This is a genomic window from Blastomonas sp. RAC04 (genome assembly GCF_001713435.1).
GTDB lineage: Bacteria > Pseudomonadota > Alphaproteobacteria > Sphingomonadales > Sphingomonadaceae > Blastomonas > Blastomonas fulva.
This window is the reverse complement of record NZ_CP016460.1, coordinates 2,320,070-2,336,680: the sequence shown is the minus strand read 5'-3', so window position 1 is coordinate 2,336,680 and position 16,611 is coordinate 2,320,070. Positions and strand designations below refer to the sequence as shown.

General features: G+C 66.2%; 16 protein-coding genes. 7 read left to right on the top strand and 9 right to left on the bottom strand.

Annotation, left to right across the window (positions count from 1 at the left end; translation table 11 throughout):
- Positions 1 to 39: 39 nt before the first annotated feature.
- From BSY18_RS11870 to astD, 9 genes are all read right to left on the bottom strand, one after another.
- The gene (locus tag BSY18_RS11870; RefSeq protein WP_054133998.1) at positions 40 to 510 is read right to left on the bottom strand and encodes a hypothetical protein; all 471 of its coding nucleotides are present in this window, start codon (positions 508 to 510) and stop codon (positions 40 to 42) included.
- Between the two features lie 264 nt (positions 511 to 774).
- Positions 775 to 1,182 carry a BLUF domain-containing protein gene (locus tag BSY18_RS11865; RefSeq protein ID WP_083231441.1) on the bottom strand — a complete coding sequence of 136 codons (408 nt, stop codon included), beginning with the start codon at positions 1,180 to 1,182 and terminating at the stop codon, positions 775 to 777.
- Between the two features lie 81 nt (positions 1,183 to 1,263).
- Positions 1,264 to 2,097: a phosphoadenylyl-sulfate reductase gene (locus BSY18_RS11860; RefSeq protein ID WP_069050733.1), complete on the bottom strand. Its 834-nt coding sequence runs from the start codon at positions 2,095 to 2,097 to the stop codon at positions 1,264 to 1,266.
- Positions 2,094 to 2,531 carry a DUF934 domain-containing protein gene (locus BSY18_RS11855; RefSeq protein WP_069050732.1) on the bottom strand — a complete coding sequence of 146 codons (438 nt, stop codon included), beginning with the start codon at positions 2,529 to 2,531 and terminating at the stop codon, positions 2,094 to 2,096. Before BSY18_RS11855 ends, BSY18_RS11860 begins: the two co-directional genes overlap by 4 nt.
- Positions 2,524 to 4,158, bottom strand: coding sequence for a nitrite/sulfite reductase (locus tag BSY18_RS11850; protein WP_069050731.1), 1,635 nt, complete (start codon positions 4,156 to 4,158; stop codon positions 2,524 to 2,526). The genes BSY18_RS11855 and BSY18_RS11850 overlap by 8 nt, the downstream gene beginning before the upstream one ends.
- A 19-nt stretch (positions 4,159 to 4,177) precedes the next feature.
- Positions 4,178 to 4,618, bottom strand: coding sequence for a hypothetical protein (locus tag BSY18_RS11845; RefSeq protein WP_150126270.1), 441 nt, complete (start codon positions 4,616 to 4,618; stop codon positions 4,178 to 4,180).
- Positions 4,619 to 4,642: 24 nt separating this feature from the next.
- Positions 4,643 to 4,933 (bottom strand): DUF2849 domain-containing protein, encoded by a 291-nt coding sequence (locus BSY18_RS11840; RefSeq protein WP_054134004.1) that lies wholly within the window; start codon positions 4,931 to 4,933, stop codon positions 4,643 to 4,645.
- Positions 4,930 to 5,739, bottom strand: a complete 810-nt coding sequence (cobA, locus tag BSY18_RS11835; RefSeq protein WP_069051886.1) for a uroporphyrinogen-III C-methyltransferase — start codon at positions 5,737 to 5,739, stop codon at positions 4,930 to 4,932. Before cobA ends, BSY18_RS11840 begins: the two co-directional genes overlap by 4 nt.
- 112 nt (positions 5,740 to 5,851) lie before the next feature.
- A complete protein-coding gene (gene astD / locus BSY18_RS11830) occupies positions 5,852 to 7,261 on the bottom strand; it encodes a succinylglutamate-semialdehyde dehydrogenase (RefSeq protein WP_069050729.1) in 1,410 nt (469 codons plus the stop codon).
- A gap of 250 nt (positions 7,262 to 7,511) precedes the next feature.
- Here astD and BSY18_RS11825 point away from each other — a divergent pair, with 250 nt between their 5' ends.
- The 7 genes from BSY18_RS11825 to dut all read left to right on the top strand — a co-directional run bounded on the left by BSY18_RS11825 (position 7,512) and on the right by dut (position 16,570).
- On the top strand, positions 7,512 to 12,053 hold the full coding sequence (locus BSY18_RS11825) for a beta strand repeat-containing protein (protein ID WP_083231440.1): 4,542 nt from the start codon (positions 7,512 to 7,514) through the stop codon (positions 12,051 to 12,053).
- A gap of 95 nt (positions 12,054 to 12,148) precedes the next feature.
- A complete protein-coding gene (locus BSY18_RS11820) occupies positions 12,149 to 12,610 on the top strand; it encodes a hypothetical protein (protein WP_236823352.1) in 462 nt (153 codons plus the stop codon).
- 82 nt (positions 12,611 to 12,692) lie between these two features.
- Complete coding sequence (locus tag BSY18_RS11815) at positions 12,693 to 13,901, top strand: trans-sulfuration enzyme family protein (RefSeq protein WP_069050726.1); 1,209 nt, start codon at positions 12,693 to 12,695, stop codon at positions 13,899 to 13,901.
- A 147-nt stretch (positions 13,902 to 14,048) separates the two neighbouring features.
- Positions 14,049 to 14,471, top strand: coding sequence for a hypothetical protein (locus BSY18_RS11810; RefSeq protein ID WP_069050725.1), 423 nt, complete (start codon positions 14,049 to 14,051; stop codon positions 14,469 to 14,471).
- 67 nt (positions 14,472 to 14,538) lie between these two features.
- Positions 14,539 to 14,871 carry a hypothetical protein gene (locus tag BSY18_RS11805; RefSeq protein WP_150126269.1) on the top strand — a complete coding sequence of 111 codons (333 nt, stop codon included), beginning with the start codon at positions 14,539 to 14,541 and terminating at the stop codon, positions 14,869 to 14,871.
- A gap of 33 nt (positions 14,872 to 14,904) precedes the next feature.
- The gene (gene coaBC / locus BSY18_RS11800) at positions 14,905 to 16,119 is read left to right on the top strand and encodes a bifunctional phosphopantothenoylcysteine decarboxylase/phosphopantothenate--cysteine ligase CoaBC (protein WP_069050723.1); all 1,215 of its coding nucleotides are present in this window, start codon (positions 14,905 to 14,907) and stop codon (positions 16,117 to 16,119) included.
- Positions 16,106 to 16,570: a dUTP diphosphatase gene (gene dut, locus BSY18_RS11795; RefSeq protein WP_069050722.1), complete on the top strand. Its 465-nt coding sequence runs from the start codon at positions 16,106 to 16,108 to the stop codon at positions 16,568 to 16,570. Before coaBC ends, dut begins: the two co-directional genes overlap by 14 nt.
- Positions 16,571 to 16,611 lie beyond the last annotated feature (41 nt).

The window sequence follows — 16,611 nt, the reverse complement described above, 5'->3', positions numbered from 1 at the left end:
TCCCCCAGACGCGCTGGGGGAGGGTTTGTCAAAGTGGCATCAGCCCGCAGGATTGCCCTGGGCGATGCTCAGTTCGGCCATAAGTGCGTTGCGGTCTTCAGCCGCCACCGCGAGAACATGGCTGCGCACCTCGTCGGTGCGGCGGGCCAGCGCGGAGCTGACCTGTTCCTTGCCCTGCGCGCAGCGGCCATTGGTCGAGCCCTCGATCAGCTTGGTGGGCACCAGGGTGCGCACCACATGGCTGCCCTGGCCGGCAGGTGCCTGGAGGTGCCGTTCGACCGAGATTTCCGCTTTCCACATGCACCGCGCCGTGCTCGGGCGGTTGGGGGTCATGTTGCCCACCTGACGATAGCTCACCATGGTCTTGGGCTGGTAGACGGCCGTCACCTGGCGTTCGCCATGGGGGACCTCCACCTGATGGCGGATGTCCTGATAATCGGCGGCGACGGTGGGAGTAGCAAGTCCTGCAACTGACAATGCCGCTATGATTGCGGTCGTTGTGATTTTCATTTTTCTGTCCTTTCCAATGGATGATGCATTGGTCGGGATACGCAGGGTTAAAACGATCGAAAGACCGGGCCTGAAGCCCGGGATGGTTGCGCATCCCGTAGCGGTCCGACATCACGCCGAATGTGCAAGGCATCATTCGTCGCCAGAGGGGCCCGGCCCGCTATGTCCTACATATGGCAGCGCCGTGCTATGTCAACCATACGCGCGCGCAAATGCCGCAATATGCTGCGCAGCATAATGCGGTCCGGCGACCAGCTGCCGGTGTCAGATCTGGCGAGCGAAAGCGGTCAGTTCGGCCCTCAGGTTGGGGTTGGCATCGGCGACCTTGGCACAGATCGTCTCGTAAACCGCACCGCTGTCCTCGTGTGCGCCATCCCTGAAACCCATCGACCAGTCGCCGAACTCGCGTTGCGGGATCGTCTTGCGAGCCAGCAGAACCTGGCCTCGATGACGCGGATCGCGGCGGATGCGCTCGAAGGTAGCATCGATGGCCTCGCTCGGCCCTTCCAGCACCTGGAGAAACCTCTTGCCGTTGAACATCAGCAGTCCGGTAATGTCGTTCGCACTGTTGTTCCGCCGCGCAACTGCAAGAATTGCGTTGAGGTTCACCATTTCACTTGGCGACACCGTACTGATGTACAGGATCTGTTCGATGGGAGCCGCGCCGGTCATGAGCCGACATTGCCGCAGGCCGGTTAAGGGACCGTGAACGCGAGTTTGTACTTGCGACCAACCGATATCAGGTGAATTTCGTCAGAATATCGGGTCGTTTGCACCGTTGTCTTGACCGGTGCCAGGCAGTGGCGTGACATCGCTGTGGATGCCGCATTCGGTCTTGTCCCAGCCCTTCCAGCGGCCCGAGCGCGGGTCTTCGCCCGGCGCGACCTTGCTGGTGCACGGCGCACAGCCGATCGAGGGATAGCCCTGTGATTCCAGCGGATGGCGCGGCAGGTCATGCTCGGCGAAATACGCATCGAGCATGTCCTTGCCCCAGCTGGCGAGAGGGTTCAGCTTGAACCGGCCCTGCGCATCGCTGGTGTCGATCTCGAAGCGCGGCAGTCCCTGGCGGGTGGCGGACTGGAAGCCCTTGCGGCCGGTGATCGAGCCATCAAAGCGCAGCAGCGCCTTGGCGAGCGGCCGCACCTTGCGGATTTCGCAGCAGCCATCGGGGTCGTACGACCAGCGCAGGCCATTGGCATCCTGACCCGCGACCTCGTCAGCCTCGGGCGCGAGCAGGACGAGGTTGGTCAGCCCCAGCCGCTCGACCAGCGTATCGCGATAGGTCAGCGTCTCGGCGAAATGCTTCTGCGTGTCGAGGAACAGCACCGGAAGAGTCGGATCGACGCTCGCCACCATGTGCAGCAGCACCGCGCTCTCCGCGCCGAAGGAGGAGACCACCGCCAGATCACCGACCAACCCGTCGCGGATGACGACGCGCATCATCTCGGCGGTGTCGGTGCCGCGGAACATGTTGTTGAGCCGGATCGCGTCGCTTTCGGTGAAGCGCGGCTTGAGATCGATCTGGTCGCGCACGCGCTGGCCTGCCGAGGCCCGGGTGTCCGATGCCTGGGTTTGGGTCTGCTTCATGATGTCACCTGATGGCGCTTGGCCCAGATCGCGGCGACACCGTCGCTGGTCTTCTGGTAGAATTCTGGGAAGAAGCCCTCCGCCGCCTTCACATCGTCGGGGTTGAGCGGCTTGTTGGGCGCGAAGCTGTCGAACCCGCAGCGGCGCAGAAAGACGAACTGGTCGACCAGCACATCGCCGGTGGCCCGCAGCTCGCCCGCATAGCCCGCCTCGCGCAGGATCTGCGCCGAGGAGAAGCCGCGGCCATCGCCGAACGCTGGGAAGTTGACCTCCACCAGCTTGATCTGGCCCAGATGCGGCAACAGCGCGCGCGCATCGTCGCCCGGCTCGATCCGCACGGCGGCGCCATTCGATCCGGCGGTGAAGTCGGCGAGCGATACCGCCGGGTCGGTAACGGGGGGCGCATCGCGGTAGATGATCTGCGGCTCAGCCATAAAGCGCCTCCTTGAACGGTTCCATGCCGATGCGGCGATAGGTATCGACAAAGCGCTCGCCAGCCTGACGCGCGCCCAGATAGACGTTGGTCACGGTTTCGACTGCGTCGACCACACCGTCCTCGTCGAAGCCGGGGCCGACGATCTTTGCGATCGAAACGTCTTCTGCCGCCGATCCGCCAAGCAGCAGCTGGTAGTTCTCGACGCCCTTCTTATCGACCCCCAGGATGCCGATATGGCCGGCATGGTGGTGGCCGCAGGCGTTGATGCAGCCCGATATCTTGAGCTTGAGTTCGCCGAGCTCGCGCTGCCTGCCGGTGTCGGCGAAGCGTTCGGAAATCTTCTGCGCCACCGGGATCGAGCGCGCATTGGCCAGGCTGCAATAGTCGAGACCAGGGCAGGCGATCATGTCGCCGATCAGGTCGAGATTGGCGCTGGCGAGACCCGCAGCATCGAGCTGCTGCCAGATCGCATGCAGATCGGCCTTGCGGACATGCGCCAGCACGATGTTCTGCGTGTGGGTGACGCGCAGTTCGTCGAACGCATAGCGCTCTGCGAGGTCGGCCATCAGGTCGATCTGCTCGGCGGTGGCATCGCCGGGGATGCCGCCTGCGGGCTTCAGGCTGATGGTCACCGAGGCATAGCCCGGTGTCTTGTGCGCATGGGTGTTCTGGTCGACCCAGACCGCAAAGTCGGGGTCGGAACGGTCGATGTCATCGCTCAGGCCCTGCTCGAAGGCGGGGTCGGTGAAATAGGCGCTGATCCGCTCGAGCTCGGCCACCGGGGGATTGAGCCCCAGCGTCTTCATGTGCGCGAACTCTTCCTCGACCTGGCGGCGGTATTCGTCCGCACCGATTTCGTGGACGAGGATCTTGATCCGCGCCTTGTACTTGTTGTCGCGGCGGCCATAGCGGTTGTAGACGCGAAGGCACGCTTCGGAATAGCTGATCAGCTCTTCAGCCGGAACGAACTCGCGGATGCACGGCGCGATCATCGGGGTACGGCCCATGCCGCCGCCGACGAAGAACTTCGCGCCCAGCACGCCGTCTGCGTTCTTCACCAGCTCGATGCCGATATCGTGCAGCCGCATCGCGGCGCGATCGGTACCCGACGCGATCACCGCAATCTTGAACTTGCGCGGCAGCAGCTGGAATTCGGGATGGAAGGTCGACCACTGGCGCAGCAGCTCGGCCCAGGGGCGCGGATCGGCGATCTCGTCGGCGGCGGCGCCCGCGAAATGGTCAGAGCTGATGTTGCGGATGCAGTTGCCGCTGGTCTGGATGGCGTGCATCTCGACTGTCGCCAGATCGGCGAGGATGTCGGGTGTCTCGTCCAGCTTGATCCAGTTGTACTGGATGTTCTGCCGGGTGGTGAAATGGCCATAGCCCTTGTCGTACTTGCGCGCGATGTGCGCCAGCATGTGCATCTGCTTCGATGACAGCGTGCCGTAGGGGATCGCGACGCGCAGCATGTACGCGTGCAGCTGCAGGTACAGCCCGTTCTTCAGGCGCAGATGACGGAACTCGTCCTCGGGCAGGCTGCCATCGAGACGGCGGCGCACCTGATCGCGAAATTCCGCGACGCGCGCATCGACCATCGCCTGATCATATTTGTCGTATTGATACATGGCCTATCCTCAATAAACTTCAAACAGCGGCGGCAAAGCCGCGCACCGCGACCACATCGAGCCGCTGGCTGGAAACAATGCGGCCCAGTTGCGAGAGGCCTTCCCCGTCGATCGGCGTCACGACATGCGCCGCGCGGATCGCCTCGAAACCGGCGGATGTCGCCGGGTCGTCGTAACCAAGCGCGGTCGGATAGCCGACCGACATGGCGTAATCCCATTCTTCGAACCCTGACGCCGACCGGGCCAGCCAGAAGCCGGTGAACAACCCCTGATCGAGCGCCTGCTGGTCCATCACCAGCCAGTTCGCTGCCAGATACTGCCCCAACGCATCGGCCTTGCCAGGCAGCGCCTTGAGCAGCGTTTGCTCAACCACCACCGTGGAGCGCGCGGCGGCTGCAAAAGCAGGCGCGGCCAGCACTCCGCCGCCGAGCATGGCAAGGCTGGCAAGTCCTGCGGTCATGGTCTGGCGACGCGACGGCATGATTCAGGCCTTCAGGATCGGGATGCTGGTGTTGATGGCGAGGTCGGGGCGCACCGTGGGGCCGAATGCGCGGACGCGTTCCTTGATGTGCAGCGGCATGGGGCCCTGATCGGTCTGCCGGCCATCGACGATATAGGGCACGTTGACCCTCAATGCGGCTTCCTCGCGCGCCAGGATCGCGTCGGCCTCTGCGCCTGCATCGGCGCTGTCGGCCAGATGGCGCGACCAGCGGGTTTCGCCCGCCCACCAGATGACATCTCCGGTCTTCAGATCGTTGCCGGTGAGGATTTTCATGCCAAGGACTCCGAAAAAGGTGTCGGCTCCAGATGCTGGGCGAACAGAGTGGGCAGGCAATCGGTGGCGCGCGCGCGGGTCACCACGTCGCCGATCACGATCAGTGCCGGGCTCACAACGCTTTCGCGCGCGATCATCGGGCCGAGATCGGTTAGCAGCGTGCGCAAGGTGCGCATGTCGGCCCGCGTTCCCTTTTCGAGCACGGCAACCGGAGTATCGGGCGACAGGCCGTCGGCGATCAGCTTTTCGGCGATCGCATCGCCGGTGGCGACGCCCATATAGATAACGAGCGTGCGGCCCTTGCCCGCAAGGCCCGACCAGTCCTGCTCGGTCAGGCCCTTGCACTGGCCCGCGACGAAGGTGACCGCGCTCGAAAGATCACGGTGGGTGAGCGGCAACTGCGCGGCGGCAGCGCTGCCATTGGCGGCGCTGATCCCGGGGATGACCTCGACCGCGACACCTGCTGCGCGGCAGTCATCGACCTCTTCGCCGCCACGACCGAAGATGAAGGGATCGCCGCCCTTCAGCCTGACGACATCATGGCCCTTGCGAGCTTCGGCGATCAGCAGTGCGTTGATGTCGTCCTGCGGCAGCGTGTGACGCGCGCGCTTCTTGGCGACCGAAATCAGCCGGGCATCGGGGCGGGCGAGCGCCAGGATCGCATCGTGGACCAGCCCGTCGTGCACGATCAGCGATGCCTTCGCGATGATCCGCGCGGCCTTCACCGTCAGCAGGTCGGGGTCACCCGGACCTGCGCCGACAAGCCAGACAGTGCCGGTAGCACCAGGGGATTGCAGATGGGTCATGCCGTTGGTCCTTTCCAACGGTGCATCTGGTCGGTGCGCCCTGAAGTTGCAAAGCAGAACCCCTTTGGGCTCGCCTAGTTTTGCTTTTGCTGGGCGCAAAAGCTCAGCAAACTCAGTCCTGCTTGAGCCCGATGCCGATGGTGGCGCGCGGCTGCTCCATCTCGTTGGAGACCACCGGATAGGCGCAATAGTCCGCGGCATAATAGGCACTGGCGCGGTGGTTGCCCGACAGGCCGACGCCGCCGAACGGGGCCTTGGACGAGGCGCCGTTGGTCGGGCGGTTCCAGTTGACGATGCCTGCCTTGATGTTGGCCCAGAACTGCTTGTAGTGCTGCGGACTGCCCCCCACCAGAGCGGCAGACAGGCCGAAGCGGGTGTTGTTCGCCTCGTTGATCGCCTCTTCGAACGAGCTGACCTTGATTACCTGCAGCAGCGGGCCGAACAGCTCGATATCGGGGCGGTCCTTGATGTTGGTCACATCGATGATCGCGGGCGAAAGCAACGGCACCTTGTCGTCCAGCCGCACAAGATGCTTGATCACCCGGCCGCCATTGCTGAGGAAATACAGGAAGCTCTCTGTCAGGCCGTCGGCGGCCTGGTTGTCGATCACCGGGCCCATGAACGGCTGCGGGTCGTCGAACGGCCTGCCGACGATGATCCGGTCGGCCAGCTTCTTGGTCTCGGTGATCACCGCGTCATAGATGGTGTCGCGCACGATCAGGCGGCTGGCAGCGGAGCAGCGTTGGCCTGCGGAGGTGAAGGCGGACTGGATGATCAGCGTCGCGGCATCGGCGATGCACGGGGTGTCCCAGATCACCATCGGATTGTTGCCGCCCATTTCCAGCGCGACGATCTTGTCCGGGCGGCTGGCGAGCGTGCGGTTGATCGCGATGCCGGTGGTGGCAGAGCCGGTGAACAGGATGCCGTCGACATCCTCATGCGCCACCAGCGCCTTGCCTTCGTCCGCAGCGCCGATCAGTAGCCGCACCACGCCTTCGGGAATGCCCGCCTGATGCAGGCATTCGACCAGCATCGCGCCGACTGCCGGTGTCTTTTCGGACGGCTTGAACACCACCGCGTTGCCCGCGATCAGCGCGGGGATGATGTGGCCGTTGGGCAGGTGCGCGGGGAAGTTGTAGGGGCCCAGCACCGCCATCACGCCGTGCGGCTTGTGACGTAGCGCCATGGTGCCGCCCAGCGCGCTGTCCAGCTTGCGCTGCGCTGTGCGCTCGGCATAGGCGGATACCGAGATATCGACCTTGGCGATCACCGATTCCACTTCGGTGCGCGATTCCCACATGGGCTTGCCGGTTTCACGCGCGATCAGGCTGGCGAACTCTTCCTGGCGCGCACGGACCTGATTGGCAAAGCGGCGGCACAGCTCGATTCGCTTGGTAACCGCCATGGCAACCCATTCGGGAAAGGCGGCGCGTGCCTTGGCCACTTCGGTATCGACATCGCCATGCGCCCCAGCCCACAGTCGGGCGCCGGTCGCGGGTTCAAAGGAGACAAGTTCAGGCAAAAGTCACGCTTTCTGGCGGTCGTGAAGCGACGGGTATGGCCATCCGGCATCCGGATAGCAAGCTTTGGTCGAGACTGAAACTATTGAACATGCCTGTGACAAAATAACGGCCATTTCTGGGGCTTGCACATCGAGTAACCTATGTTAACGTCCGCCCCGGCTGGTTAACACCACTCGGCGAACAGGGTCGCATGAGTAAGTTTAAAGCCGGGGGCAACACCCGCCTTGTCAGTGAGCAAGGAGCGGACCCATGAAAACTTTCCCCAACAACGCAAAAGCGTTGCGAGCTACGCTTTTCCTGGCGTCCAGCGCCGCAGCCATCGCTATCGCAACCCCGGCCCATGCCGATGCAACCGCCCCGTGCAACGTGAACGCCGGGCCCGACGGCATTGCGGGCAATGCGGACGATGTGGCCGAGTCGACTGAATGCGGCGTGTCTTCGGTTGCCAGTGGCCCCGGTTCGACTGCAGTCGGCAACCAGACGACAGCCTCGGGAAGCTTCAGCACCGCTCTTGGTGCGCGGTCGGTTTCGTCTGGCTTGCAGGCGACCGCGGTGGGAGCAGCAGCAACGGCATCGGGCGGTTTTTCCACCGCCGTGGGCAATTTTGCAGTCGCATCGGGCCAGCAGGCACACGCATTCGGCGATTCTGCAAACGCGTCGGCCAATCTGGCTATTGCGATCGGAACGACCGCTGTCTCTTCTTCAACGGGCAGCGTCGCCATAGGCTCAGGATCTACGACCGCAACGCTGGGCAGCACGCCCTCGGGCGCGGCGTCGCTGGGCACCGCTGTTGCCATCGGGAACCAAGCCAGGGCAACGCAGGAAGATGCGGTCGCGCTGGGCGATCTTGCCAACGCCTCGGGCTTCCATGCAACCGCGATCGGCGGCCAGTCGGTTGCCTCGGGGGTCGGCAGCCAGGCGTTTGGCTGGGAGGCCAATGCTGCGGGGCGCACAGCAGTGGCGGTCGGTCATCAGGCCAATGCCGCAGGATTTGAAGCCACCTCGGTGGGCAAGAGCGCACAGGCAGCGGGCGCCAACGCCACCTCGCTGGGCAGCCGGGCCAATGCTTCGGGCATCAACTCCACCGCAATGGGCAATCTGGCGTCTTCGGCCGGCACCCAGTCGATCGCGGCAGGCTTCACCGCAACGGCTTCCGGGCTCAGTTCGGCAGCGTTCGGCTCGTTCGCCCGTGCCTCCGGGCTGCAGGGGGTTGCCGTGGGTGATGCGTCAATCGCGAGTGCCAACTTCACTGTCGCCATCGGTGCCAATTCCAACGCGGCAACCTCGGGCAGCGTCGCCATCGGCCAGAACTCCACCACGGTGACCACCGGTTCGACGCCTTCGGGGGCGGCCTCGCTGGGCACCGCCGTTGCCATCGGCAACGGCGCGCGCGCGACGCAGGAAGATGCCGTTGCTTTGGGCGATCTCGCCAACGCCTCGGGTTTCCATGCGACGGCCATCGGCGGCGAATCGGTGGCCTCGGGGGTCGGCAGCCAGGCCTTTGGCTGGCAGGCCAACGCTTCGGGACGTACGGCGGTCGCCGTCGGACATCAGGTGACCGCAGCAGGTTTTGAGGCGACCTCGGTCGGCAAGAGCACCAACGCAGGCGGCGCCAACGCCACTGCGGTCGGAAGCCGCGCGAGTGCGGCGGGTATCAGTTCGGTCGCAATCGGCAACAACGCGGTGACAGCCGACGGCACAACGCCCTCGGGCGCACCCTCCACCGGCACTGCGGTCGCGATCGGCAACGGCGCACGCGCGACGGCGGAGGACGCGGTGGCGCTGGGCGATCTCGCCAACGCCTCAGGCTTCCACGCGACCGCGATCGGCGGCGAATCGGTGGCCTCGGGGGTCGGCAGCCAGGCCTTTGGCTGGCAGGCCAACGCTTCGGGCCGCACCGCGGTGGCCGTGGGCCACCAGGCCAATGCCTCGGGGCTTGAAGCCACATCGATCGGAAAGAGCGCGCTGGCGGGCGGGGCCAACTCTGCATCGCTGGGCAGCCGTGCCAACGCCTCGGCGGATTTCAGCGTGGCCATCGGCAACGCCGCGCAGGCGACCGCGCTCAATTCGGTCGCCCTGGGCTCGGGATCGGTCGCCAACCGCGCCGGAACGGTGTCGGTCGGCACCGTCGGCGGGGAGCGCCAGATCGTCAACGTCGCGGCGGGCACTTCGCTCACCGATGCGGTGAACCTGGCGCAGCTCAACGCGGTGGCATCGACCACCACGGCCAATGCCTCGCGGCTCACCTATCTTGCGGTCAACAGCACCCAGGCAGGCGCCACCGCCACCGGTGCTTCGGCGATTTCGCTGGGGGATAACGCCACCGCAGATGGTGTCGATGCGCTCGCCATCGGTGGCGACGACGCCGGAACCGGTGCGCGCGCGATCGGCAACTCGACCGTCGCCATCGGCGGAGAGGCTGATGCCATCGGGCTGGCAGCAACCGCCTTTGGCTGGCGTTCCAACGCCAGTGCCGAACGCGCGCACGCTCTGGGCCATCTGGCCAACGCCACCGGCGTGCGTTCGCTTGCCGTGGGCGAGGCCGCCAATGCCACCGCGCTGACCACAGTTGCGGTCGGCAACCTCGCCAGCGCAACCGATGAAGATGCGGTTGCCGTGGGCGATCTCGCGCTGGCCTCGGGCTTTCACGCCACCGCCGTGGGCGGCGAATCGGTTGCATCGGGTCGCGGCGCGCAAAGCTTCGGCTGGCAGGCGGTCGCCTCGGGCGAGCTCTCGCTGGCATCGGGCCATCAGGCGCAGGCCACCGGCGTCCGCTCGACCGCCGTCGGCAAGAGCGCGGTCGCCTCGGCCATCAACTCGGTCGCCATCGGCAACCAGGCCACCACTAACAGCACCAATGCGGCGTCGCTGGGCACTTCGGTCGCGATCGGCAACCTTGCGAGCGCGGGCGACGAGGATTCGGTGGCGATCGGTGATCTCGCCAATGCCTCGGGCTTCCATGCCACCGCGGTCGGCGGTGAATCGGTCGCATCGGGCCGGGGATCGCAGACCTTCGGCTGGCAGGCGCGCGCCACGGGCGAGCTTTCGCTCGCGGTCGGGCACCAGGCGGTGGCAGGCGGTGTGCGCTCGCTCGCTTTGGGCAAGAGTGCGTCGGCCAGCGGCGATTTCGGCATCGCCATCGGCAACACCGCATCGGCCGGGTTCATGAACTCGATCGCGATCGGCAATGGCGCGGCGACGACCGTCGCCAACCAGATCGTGCTGGGCAGTGCCAACCACAGCTATCGCTTTGCAGGGCTGGGCGGCAACGTTCCGGCAGGCGCGCAGTTTTTCCTCACGGTGGATTCGGCGGGCAACATCATGGCGGTGGCGGTTGCCCCGGCAACGGCCTTTGCCGGGACCGGAACCAACAGCACGCAGGTCGGCAATGGCGCTGCGGCGTCGGCTCCTGACACCACCGCCGTCGGCAGCGGCGCGGTGGCGAGCGCCACCGATGCAACCGCGGTCGGCGAAGGCGCACGTGCGACGAGTGCAGGCGCAACCGCGGTTGGCGCGGGCGCGATCGCCTCGGGCTCGACCGCAGTGGGGGCAGGCGCGCAGGCGACCGGCCCGGGCTCGGCGGCTTATGGCTCCAACTCCCGGGCGACCGGCGCGCAGTCGATCGCGATCGGCGAAGATGGCGGCGATGCCGATGGGTTGGGTGCGGTGGCATCGGGGGTCGGCTCGATTGCCATCGGCAACGATGCGCTGTCGACCGGGGTCGAAGCGGTTGCAATGGGCCTCAGCGCTGTCGCCACGGCGCAGTCCACCACCGCAGTGGGCGGCCGCGCGCTGGCGACGGCGACGGCGGCAACCGCGTTCGGCTGGCGCGCAGAAGCGGTGGCGGAACGTGCCACGGCGCTGGGCCACCTTGCCAATGCATCGGGCGTGCGCTCGACCGCAGTGGGTGAGGCGGCCAACTCGTCGGGCGCGCTGAGCGTCGCGGTCGGTAATCTCTCGGTCGCCAGCGGCACCAATGCGATCGCCATCGGCAACACCGCAGTGGCAAGCGGCGGCGATGCGATCGCCATCGGTGGCAACCGCGACGGCACCTCGGGCCGTGCGACCCAGGCCACCGGCGCTTCGACCACCGCGGTGGGCGGACAGGCGCTGGCTACGGCCACGGCGGCCACGGCCTATGGTTGGCGGGCAGAAGCCACCGGCGAGCGGGCGACCGCGCTGGGTCATCTTGCAGTGGCATCGGGCGTGCGTTCGGTCTCGGTGGGTGAGGCGGCCGTCGCATCGGGCGCAGGCGCGATCGCGATCGGCAACCAGACCTCGGCGGCGTTCACCAACTCGGTGGCGATCGGCAACGGGGCGACCGCAAACCGCGCCGGGCAGATCAAGCTGGGTGGCACGGGAAGCTCGGTGACCATCGGCGATCTTGCCGCCAGCACAGCGGCGCAGAGCGGCACCACCTCGATCGTCACCACCGATGCCAGCGGCACACTGGGCGCGGGTCCGGCGGTCAACACCTTCGCCACCAACGGCCAGGTCAATGCGCTGACCGGCCAGGTCAACACGCTGTTCGACCTGACCGAAGTCAACCGGCGCGCTATCAACCGGGCAAACGAGGGCGTGGCGATGGCGCTCGCGATGGAATCGCCCGCGCTTCCGCCGGGGACCACCTTTGCACTGTCGGGCGGCGTGGGCTATTATGAGGACCAGGCATCCCTGACCACGGCGATCACCGCCCGCGTCGCCGAAAACGCTTCCGTGTCGGCCGGTATCGGTGTCGGCTTCAACAGCGGTTCGGTGGGCGCGCGCGGCGGTTTCCAGATCGCCTGGTAAGGCCAGCCCGCTTGGTAAGGAGCGTTATGCGATTATTGAACACTCGGCCGGGGCTTCTTGCCCCGGCCTTTTTGCTTTCCGCGCTGGCCTTTGCCATGCCGGTCCAGGCCCAGACCCAGGCCGCGCAACCGCCGATCTCGGTCGAACCGGTGCCCAGCGAGCTGGAACTGGCCAAGCTGCTGTGGTCGACGATGACCGCGGTGCACCATGCCAATCTGTCGGGCAATTATTCGGTGCTGCGCGACATCTCCTCGCCCGGGTTCCAGGTCAACAACAATGCCGCGCGGCTGGGCGAGATCTTCGCCAGCATCCGCCAAAGCCGGGTCGACCTGTCCAGCGCCCTGCTGCTCGCGCCGACCTATACCGAGCCGCCCTCGGTGGCAGAGCCGGGCGTGATCCGGGTGCGCGGCTATTTCGGCCTCCGCCCGACAGCCCTGTTCTTCGATTTCTTCTTCCAGTGGGTCGAGGGGCGCTGGCGTCTGCACGGCGTGTCGATCAGCCCGCAGGCGATCGCCTCGGACGAGGCGCCCGAGCGGGGCCGCAATTCGACGCGGTGAATTTCGCTTTTTCGGGCTTTCCCCTGGCGGAGGAGCGGCGCATATAGCGCGCGCTTTTGCATTCAAACTCAGGACCGCCCAGATGAAGCGTAACGCCGGACAAGACCCCGCCATCACCAGCCGCTGGCGCCCCGCCACCCGGGCGATCCGGGGGGGTACCGCGCGCAGCGAGTTCGGCGAGACCTCCGAGGCGTTGTTCCTGACTTCGGGCTATGCCTATGATTGCGCCGAAGATGCCGCCGCACGCTTCAACGGCGAGCAGGCGGGCATGACCTACAGCCGCTTGCAGAATCCGACTGTGGAAATGCTCGAAAAACGCATTTCGCTGATGGAGGGCGCAGAAGCCACGCGCTGCATGGCCAGCGGCATGGCGGCGATGACCGCAGCGTTATTGTGCCAGCTGCAGATGGGGGATCATGTCGTTGCCAGCCGCGCGCTGTTCGGATCGTGCCGCTGGCTGACCGACACGCTGCTGCCCAAATTCGGCATCGAGACCACGATCATCGACGGGCGCGAGCTCGATCAGTGGGAGGCCGCGATCCGTCCCAACACCCGTGTCTTCTTCTTCGAAACGCCCGCAAACCCGACGATGGACATCATCGACATGCAGGCGGTGTGCGACATCGCACGCGCGCGCGGCATCACCTCGGTGGTGGACAACGCCTTTGCCACCAACGTGCTGCAGCGGCCGATGGAATATGGCGCGGATGTCGTTGCCTATAGCGCCACCAAGATGATGGACGGCCAGGGCCGCGTGCTCGCAGGCGCAGTGTGCGGCACCGACGATTTCATCACCAACACGCTGCTGCCGTTTACCCGCAACACCGGCCCGACGCTGAGTGCGTTCAATGCCTGGGTGGTCTTGAAGGGGCTCGAGACACTCGATCTGCGCATCCGACGCCAGAGCGAGAATGCCATGAAGGTGGCGAGCTTCCTCGAAGGCCGGGTCGAGCGGGTGAACTATCCGGGCCTGCCCAGCCACCCGCAGCACAACCTCGCGATGGCGCAGATGGAGGCCGCAGGGCCGATCTTCTCTGTCTATGTCGGCGGTGGCCGCGCGCGCGCGCACGGCCTGCTCAACGCGCTCGAGCTGGTCGATATCTCGAACAACATCGGCGATTCGCGTTCGCTGATGACGCACCCCAGCTCGACCACGCACCACGGTCTTGGTGAAGAGGCGCGGCTGGCGGTGGGCATCACCGAGGACATGCTGCGGCTCAATGTCGGGCTGGAGGATGTCGACGATGTGATCGAGGATCTCGACCAGGCACTGCGAACGATCGGGCTCTGACGGCATCTCGGTGCTGCTGGCCGACACGCGCGCGGCGATCGTTCCCCGGCTTGCCAAGGCCGCGCAAACCCGCCACCCTGGGCGCCAGCGGGTCGCGCCGTATCAGCCACCTGGCCCGACAGGGTCCCTGCCATCGGACGTGAACCCATGACCCTGCCTGCATCCTTCCTCTCCGCGCGCTTCACGCGCATCGCTGCCTGCACCGCGCTGCTGGGCCTTGTCGCCGTGCCTGCCCAGGCGCAGTCGGCACTGTCCGACAAGGAGGGGCATGAAACGCTGCTCAGCTGCGCGGCATTCTTCTCAGCAGCCGCAGTTATTGCAGGCGACGACAAGAAGATGGCCAAGGATGCCACCGATCTTGCCACCGCGTTCATGACCGGTGCCGTGCTGCTGGCTCCGGGCGGCAACACCAGCAAGGCCGAGGCCGCTCTCGAGGAGCAGGCTGAGCTTTTCGCAGTCGCGATGCTCGATGAGAGCAGCAGCATGGCAAAGGATCTTGAGGGCCTCGCCGATTCGTGCGGGACGCTGGGCGAGAACTATCTGCCCGAGGTTCTGGCGCGCGCGCAGTAGGCGTTTTTCGCGCCATCCTGCGATCTGCCTCACAGCGCGCGGCCGCGCGCGGGTGTAGGCAGAGTGCATGATCCGTCATCCACTTCTCCACAAGGCCCGGGACCATCTGGCGGCGATGCTGGCAACGCTTGCCTGCGCGCATATCGTCGGGCTGCTCGGTCTGGCCGGTGCGGCGCGGTTCCTGCCGCATGGGGTGATCGCGCTGGACCCGTTGTCCGGGCAGCTGATCGGCGCAGCCTTGTGCGGCCTCACTTACGCGCTGGTCCTGACGTGGCTGGTGCGGCGGCGGCTGGTGGCAGGTCCGCTCTATCGTTGCGGCGAGAGCCGCCCGGATGCCGATTATGGCAAGAGCTTTGCGCCGGGCGATAGCCGGCTGCTCGATGGCTGGCAGTATCGTTGACCGCGACGCGCGCAGCATTTACCGCTGCTGGCCATGAAGACACCCCATATCCTGCTCGTCGTCGGCGGCGGCATTGCAGCCTACAAGGCGTGCGAGCTGATCCGGCTGATCCGCAAGGCGGGCATGACCGTGCGCTGCGTCCTGACCGACGGCGGCGCGCAGTTCATCACCCCGATGACATTGGCGGCGCTGAGCGAGAACGAGGTGTTCACCACGCTGTGGGATCTCAAGAACGAAACCGAGATGGGGCACATCCAGCTCAGCCGCGAGGCCGACCTGATCGTGGTGTGCCCGGCGACGGCCGATCTGCTCGCCAAGATGGCGGCGGGGATTTCGGACAGCCTTGCCACCACCGTGCTGCTCGCCACCGACACCCCGGTGCTGGTAGTCCCCGCGATGAACGTGCGCATGTGGCAGCACGCGGCAACCCAGCGCAACGTCGCGCAGCTGCGCGGCGACGGGGTGCAGGTGGTCGATCCCGATGACGGCGCAATGGCGTGCGGCGAGTACGGCCCGGGCAGATTGCCCGAGCCGGTGGCGATCATGGGCGAGATCGAGCGCGCTCTCGGCTCTGCATCGTCCTCGCCTCCCGCAGGCGGCAGGGGAGAGGCGTTGCACGGAAAACGCGTGCTGATCACCGCAGGCCCTACCCACGAACCGATCGATCCGGTCCGCTACATTGCCAACCGGTCGAGCGGGCGACAGGGCTTTGCGATCGCGGCTGCGGCGGCCGAAATGGGCGCCGAGGTTCACCTGATCGCAGGCCCGGTGCATCTGGCGACCCCGCCGGGGGTCACGCGGATCGATGTCGAGACCGCGCGCGAGATGGCCGCTGCGGTCGATGCCGCGCTGCCCGCCGATATCGCGATTCTGGTCGCCGCTGTCGCCGACTGGCGCACCGCCGATGCAGCCGACCAGAAGATCAAGAAAACCGGCGGCGCGCTGCCCGTGCTGCAGCTGGCGGAAAACCCCGATATCCTTGCCGGGCTTGCTAGCGATCCCCGTCGTCCGGCGCTGCTGATCGGCTTTGCCGCCGAAACCGAACAGGTCGTCGCGCATGCCCAGGCGAAGCTGGCGCGCAAGCGCTGCGACTGGATCGTCGCCAATGACGTGTCGGGTGACGTGATGGGCGGCCAGAACAACGCGGTGCACATCGTCACTGGGCAGGGCGTCGAAAGCTGGGCCGATCTGCCCAAGGATCAGGTCGCCCGCAAACTCATGGAGAAAATCACCGATGCCGTCCGCTGAACACCCGCTGCCGCCGATCACCATCCGGGTGAGGCGGCTGGCGCATGGCGACGGGCTGCCGCTGCCCGTTTATGCGACCGAGGGCGCAGCGGGTATGGACGTGGTCGCCGCCGAAGAGCTCGACCTGTTGCCGGGCCAGCGGCACGCGGTCGCCACGGGCTTCGCGATCGCCATCCCCGATGGCTATGAGGTGCAGGTGCGTCCGCGCTCGGGGCTAGCGCTCAAGCACGGCATCACCGTGCCCAACACCCCGGGCACGATCGACAGCGATTATCGCGGTGAATTGAAGGTCATCCTGATCAACCATGGCGATGCGCCCTTCCCGATCCGCAGGGGCGACCGCATCGCGCAGCTGGTGGCCGCTCCGGTGCAACGCGCCGGGTTCGTGGAAGTCGACGATCTCGATACAACCGCGCGCGGCGCAGGCGGCTTCGGCTCGACGGGGGTTTAGCAGTTTTCCCCTCCCGCAAGCGGGAGGGGAGGGGATATCCC

What these genes read in the sequence shown, in the direction of transcription:
- BSY18_RS11870 (WP_054133998.1), bottom strand. Translation starts at nt 510, where the DNA reads ATGAAAATCACAACGACCGCAATCATAGCGGCATTGTCAGTTGCAGGA.
- BSY18_RS11865 (WP_083231441.1), bottom strand. Translation starts at nt 1,182, where the DNA reads ATGACCGGCGCGGCTCCCATCGAACAGATCCTGTACATCAGTACGGTG.
- BSY18_RS11860 (WP_069050733.1), bottom strand. Translation starts at nt 2,097, where the DNA reads ATGAAGCAGACCCAAACCCAGGCATCGGACACCCGGGCCTCGGCAGGC.
- BSY18_RS11855 (WP_069050732.1), bottom strand. Translation starts at nt 2,531, where the DNA reads ATGGCTGAGCCGCAGATCATCTACCGCGATGCGCCCCCCGTTACCGAC.
- BSY18_RS11850 (WP_069050731.1), bottom strand. Translation starts at nt 4,158, where the DNA reads ATGTATCAATACGACAAATATGATCAGGCGATGGTCGATGCGCGCGTC.
- BSY18_RS11845 (WP_150126270.1), bottom strand. Translation starts at nt 4,618, where the DNA reads ATGACCGCAGGACTTGCCAGCCTTGCCATGCTCGGCGGCGGAGTGCTG.
- BSY18_RS11840 (WP_054134004.1), bottom strand. Translation starts at nt 4,933, where the DNA reads ATGAAAATCCTCACCGGCAACGATCTGAAGACCGGAGATGTCATCTGG.
- cobA (WP_069051886.1), bottom strand. Translation starts at nt 5,739, where the DNA reads ATGACCCATCTGCAATCCCCTGGTGCTACCGGCACTGTCTGGCTTGTC.
- BSY18_RS11825 (WP_083231440.1), top strand. Translation starts at nt 7,512, where the DNA reads ATGAAAACTTTCCCCAACAACGCAAAAGCGTTGCGAGCTACGCTTTTC.
- BSY18_RS11820 (WP_236823352.1), top strand. Translation starts at nt 12,149, where the DNA reads ATGCCGGTCCAGGCCCAGACCCAGGCCGCGCAACCGCCGATCTCGGTC.
- BSY18_RS11815 (WP_069050726.1), top strand. Translation starts at nt 12,693, where the DNA reads ATGAAGCGTAACGCCGGACAAGACCCCGCCATCACCAGCCGCTGGCGC.
- BSY18_RS11810 (WP_069050725.1), top strand. Translation starts at nt 14,049, where the DNA reads ATGACCCTGCCTGCATCCTTCCTCTCCGCGCGCTTCACGCGCATCGCT.
- BSY18_RS11805 (WP_150126269.1), top strand. Translation starts at nt 14,539, where the DNA reads ATGATCCGTCATCCACTTCTCCACAAGGCCCGGGACCATCTGGCGGCG.
- coaBC (WP_069050723.1), top strand. Translation starts at nt 14,905, where the DNA reads ATGAAGACACCCCATATCCTGCTCGTCGTCGGCGGCGGCATTGCAGCC.
- dut (WP_069050722.1), top strand. Translation starts at nt 16,106, where the DNA reads ATGCCGTCCGCTGAACACCCGCTGCCGCCGATCACCATCCGGGTGAGG.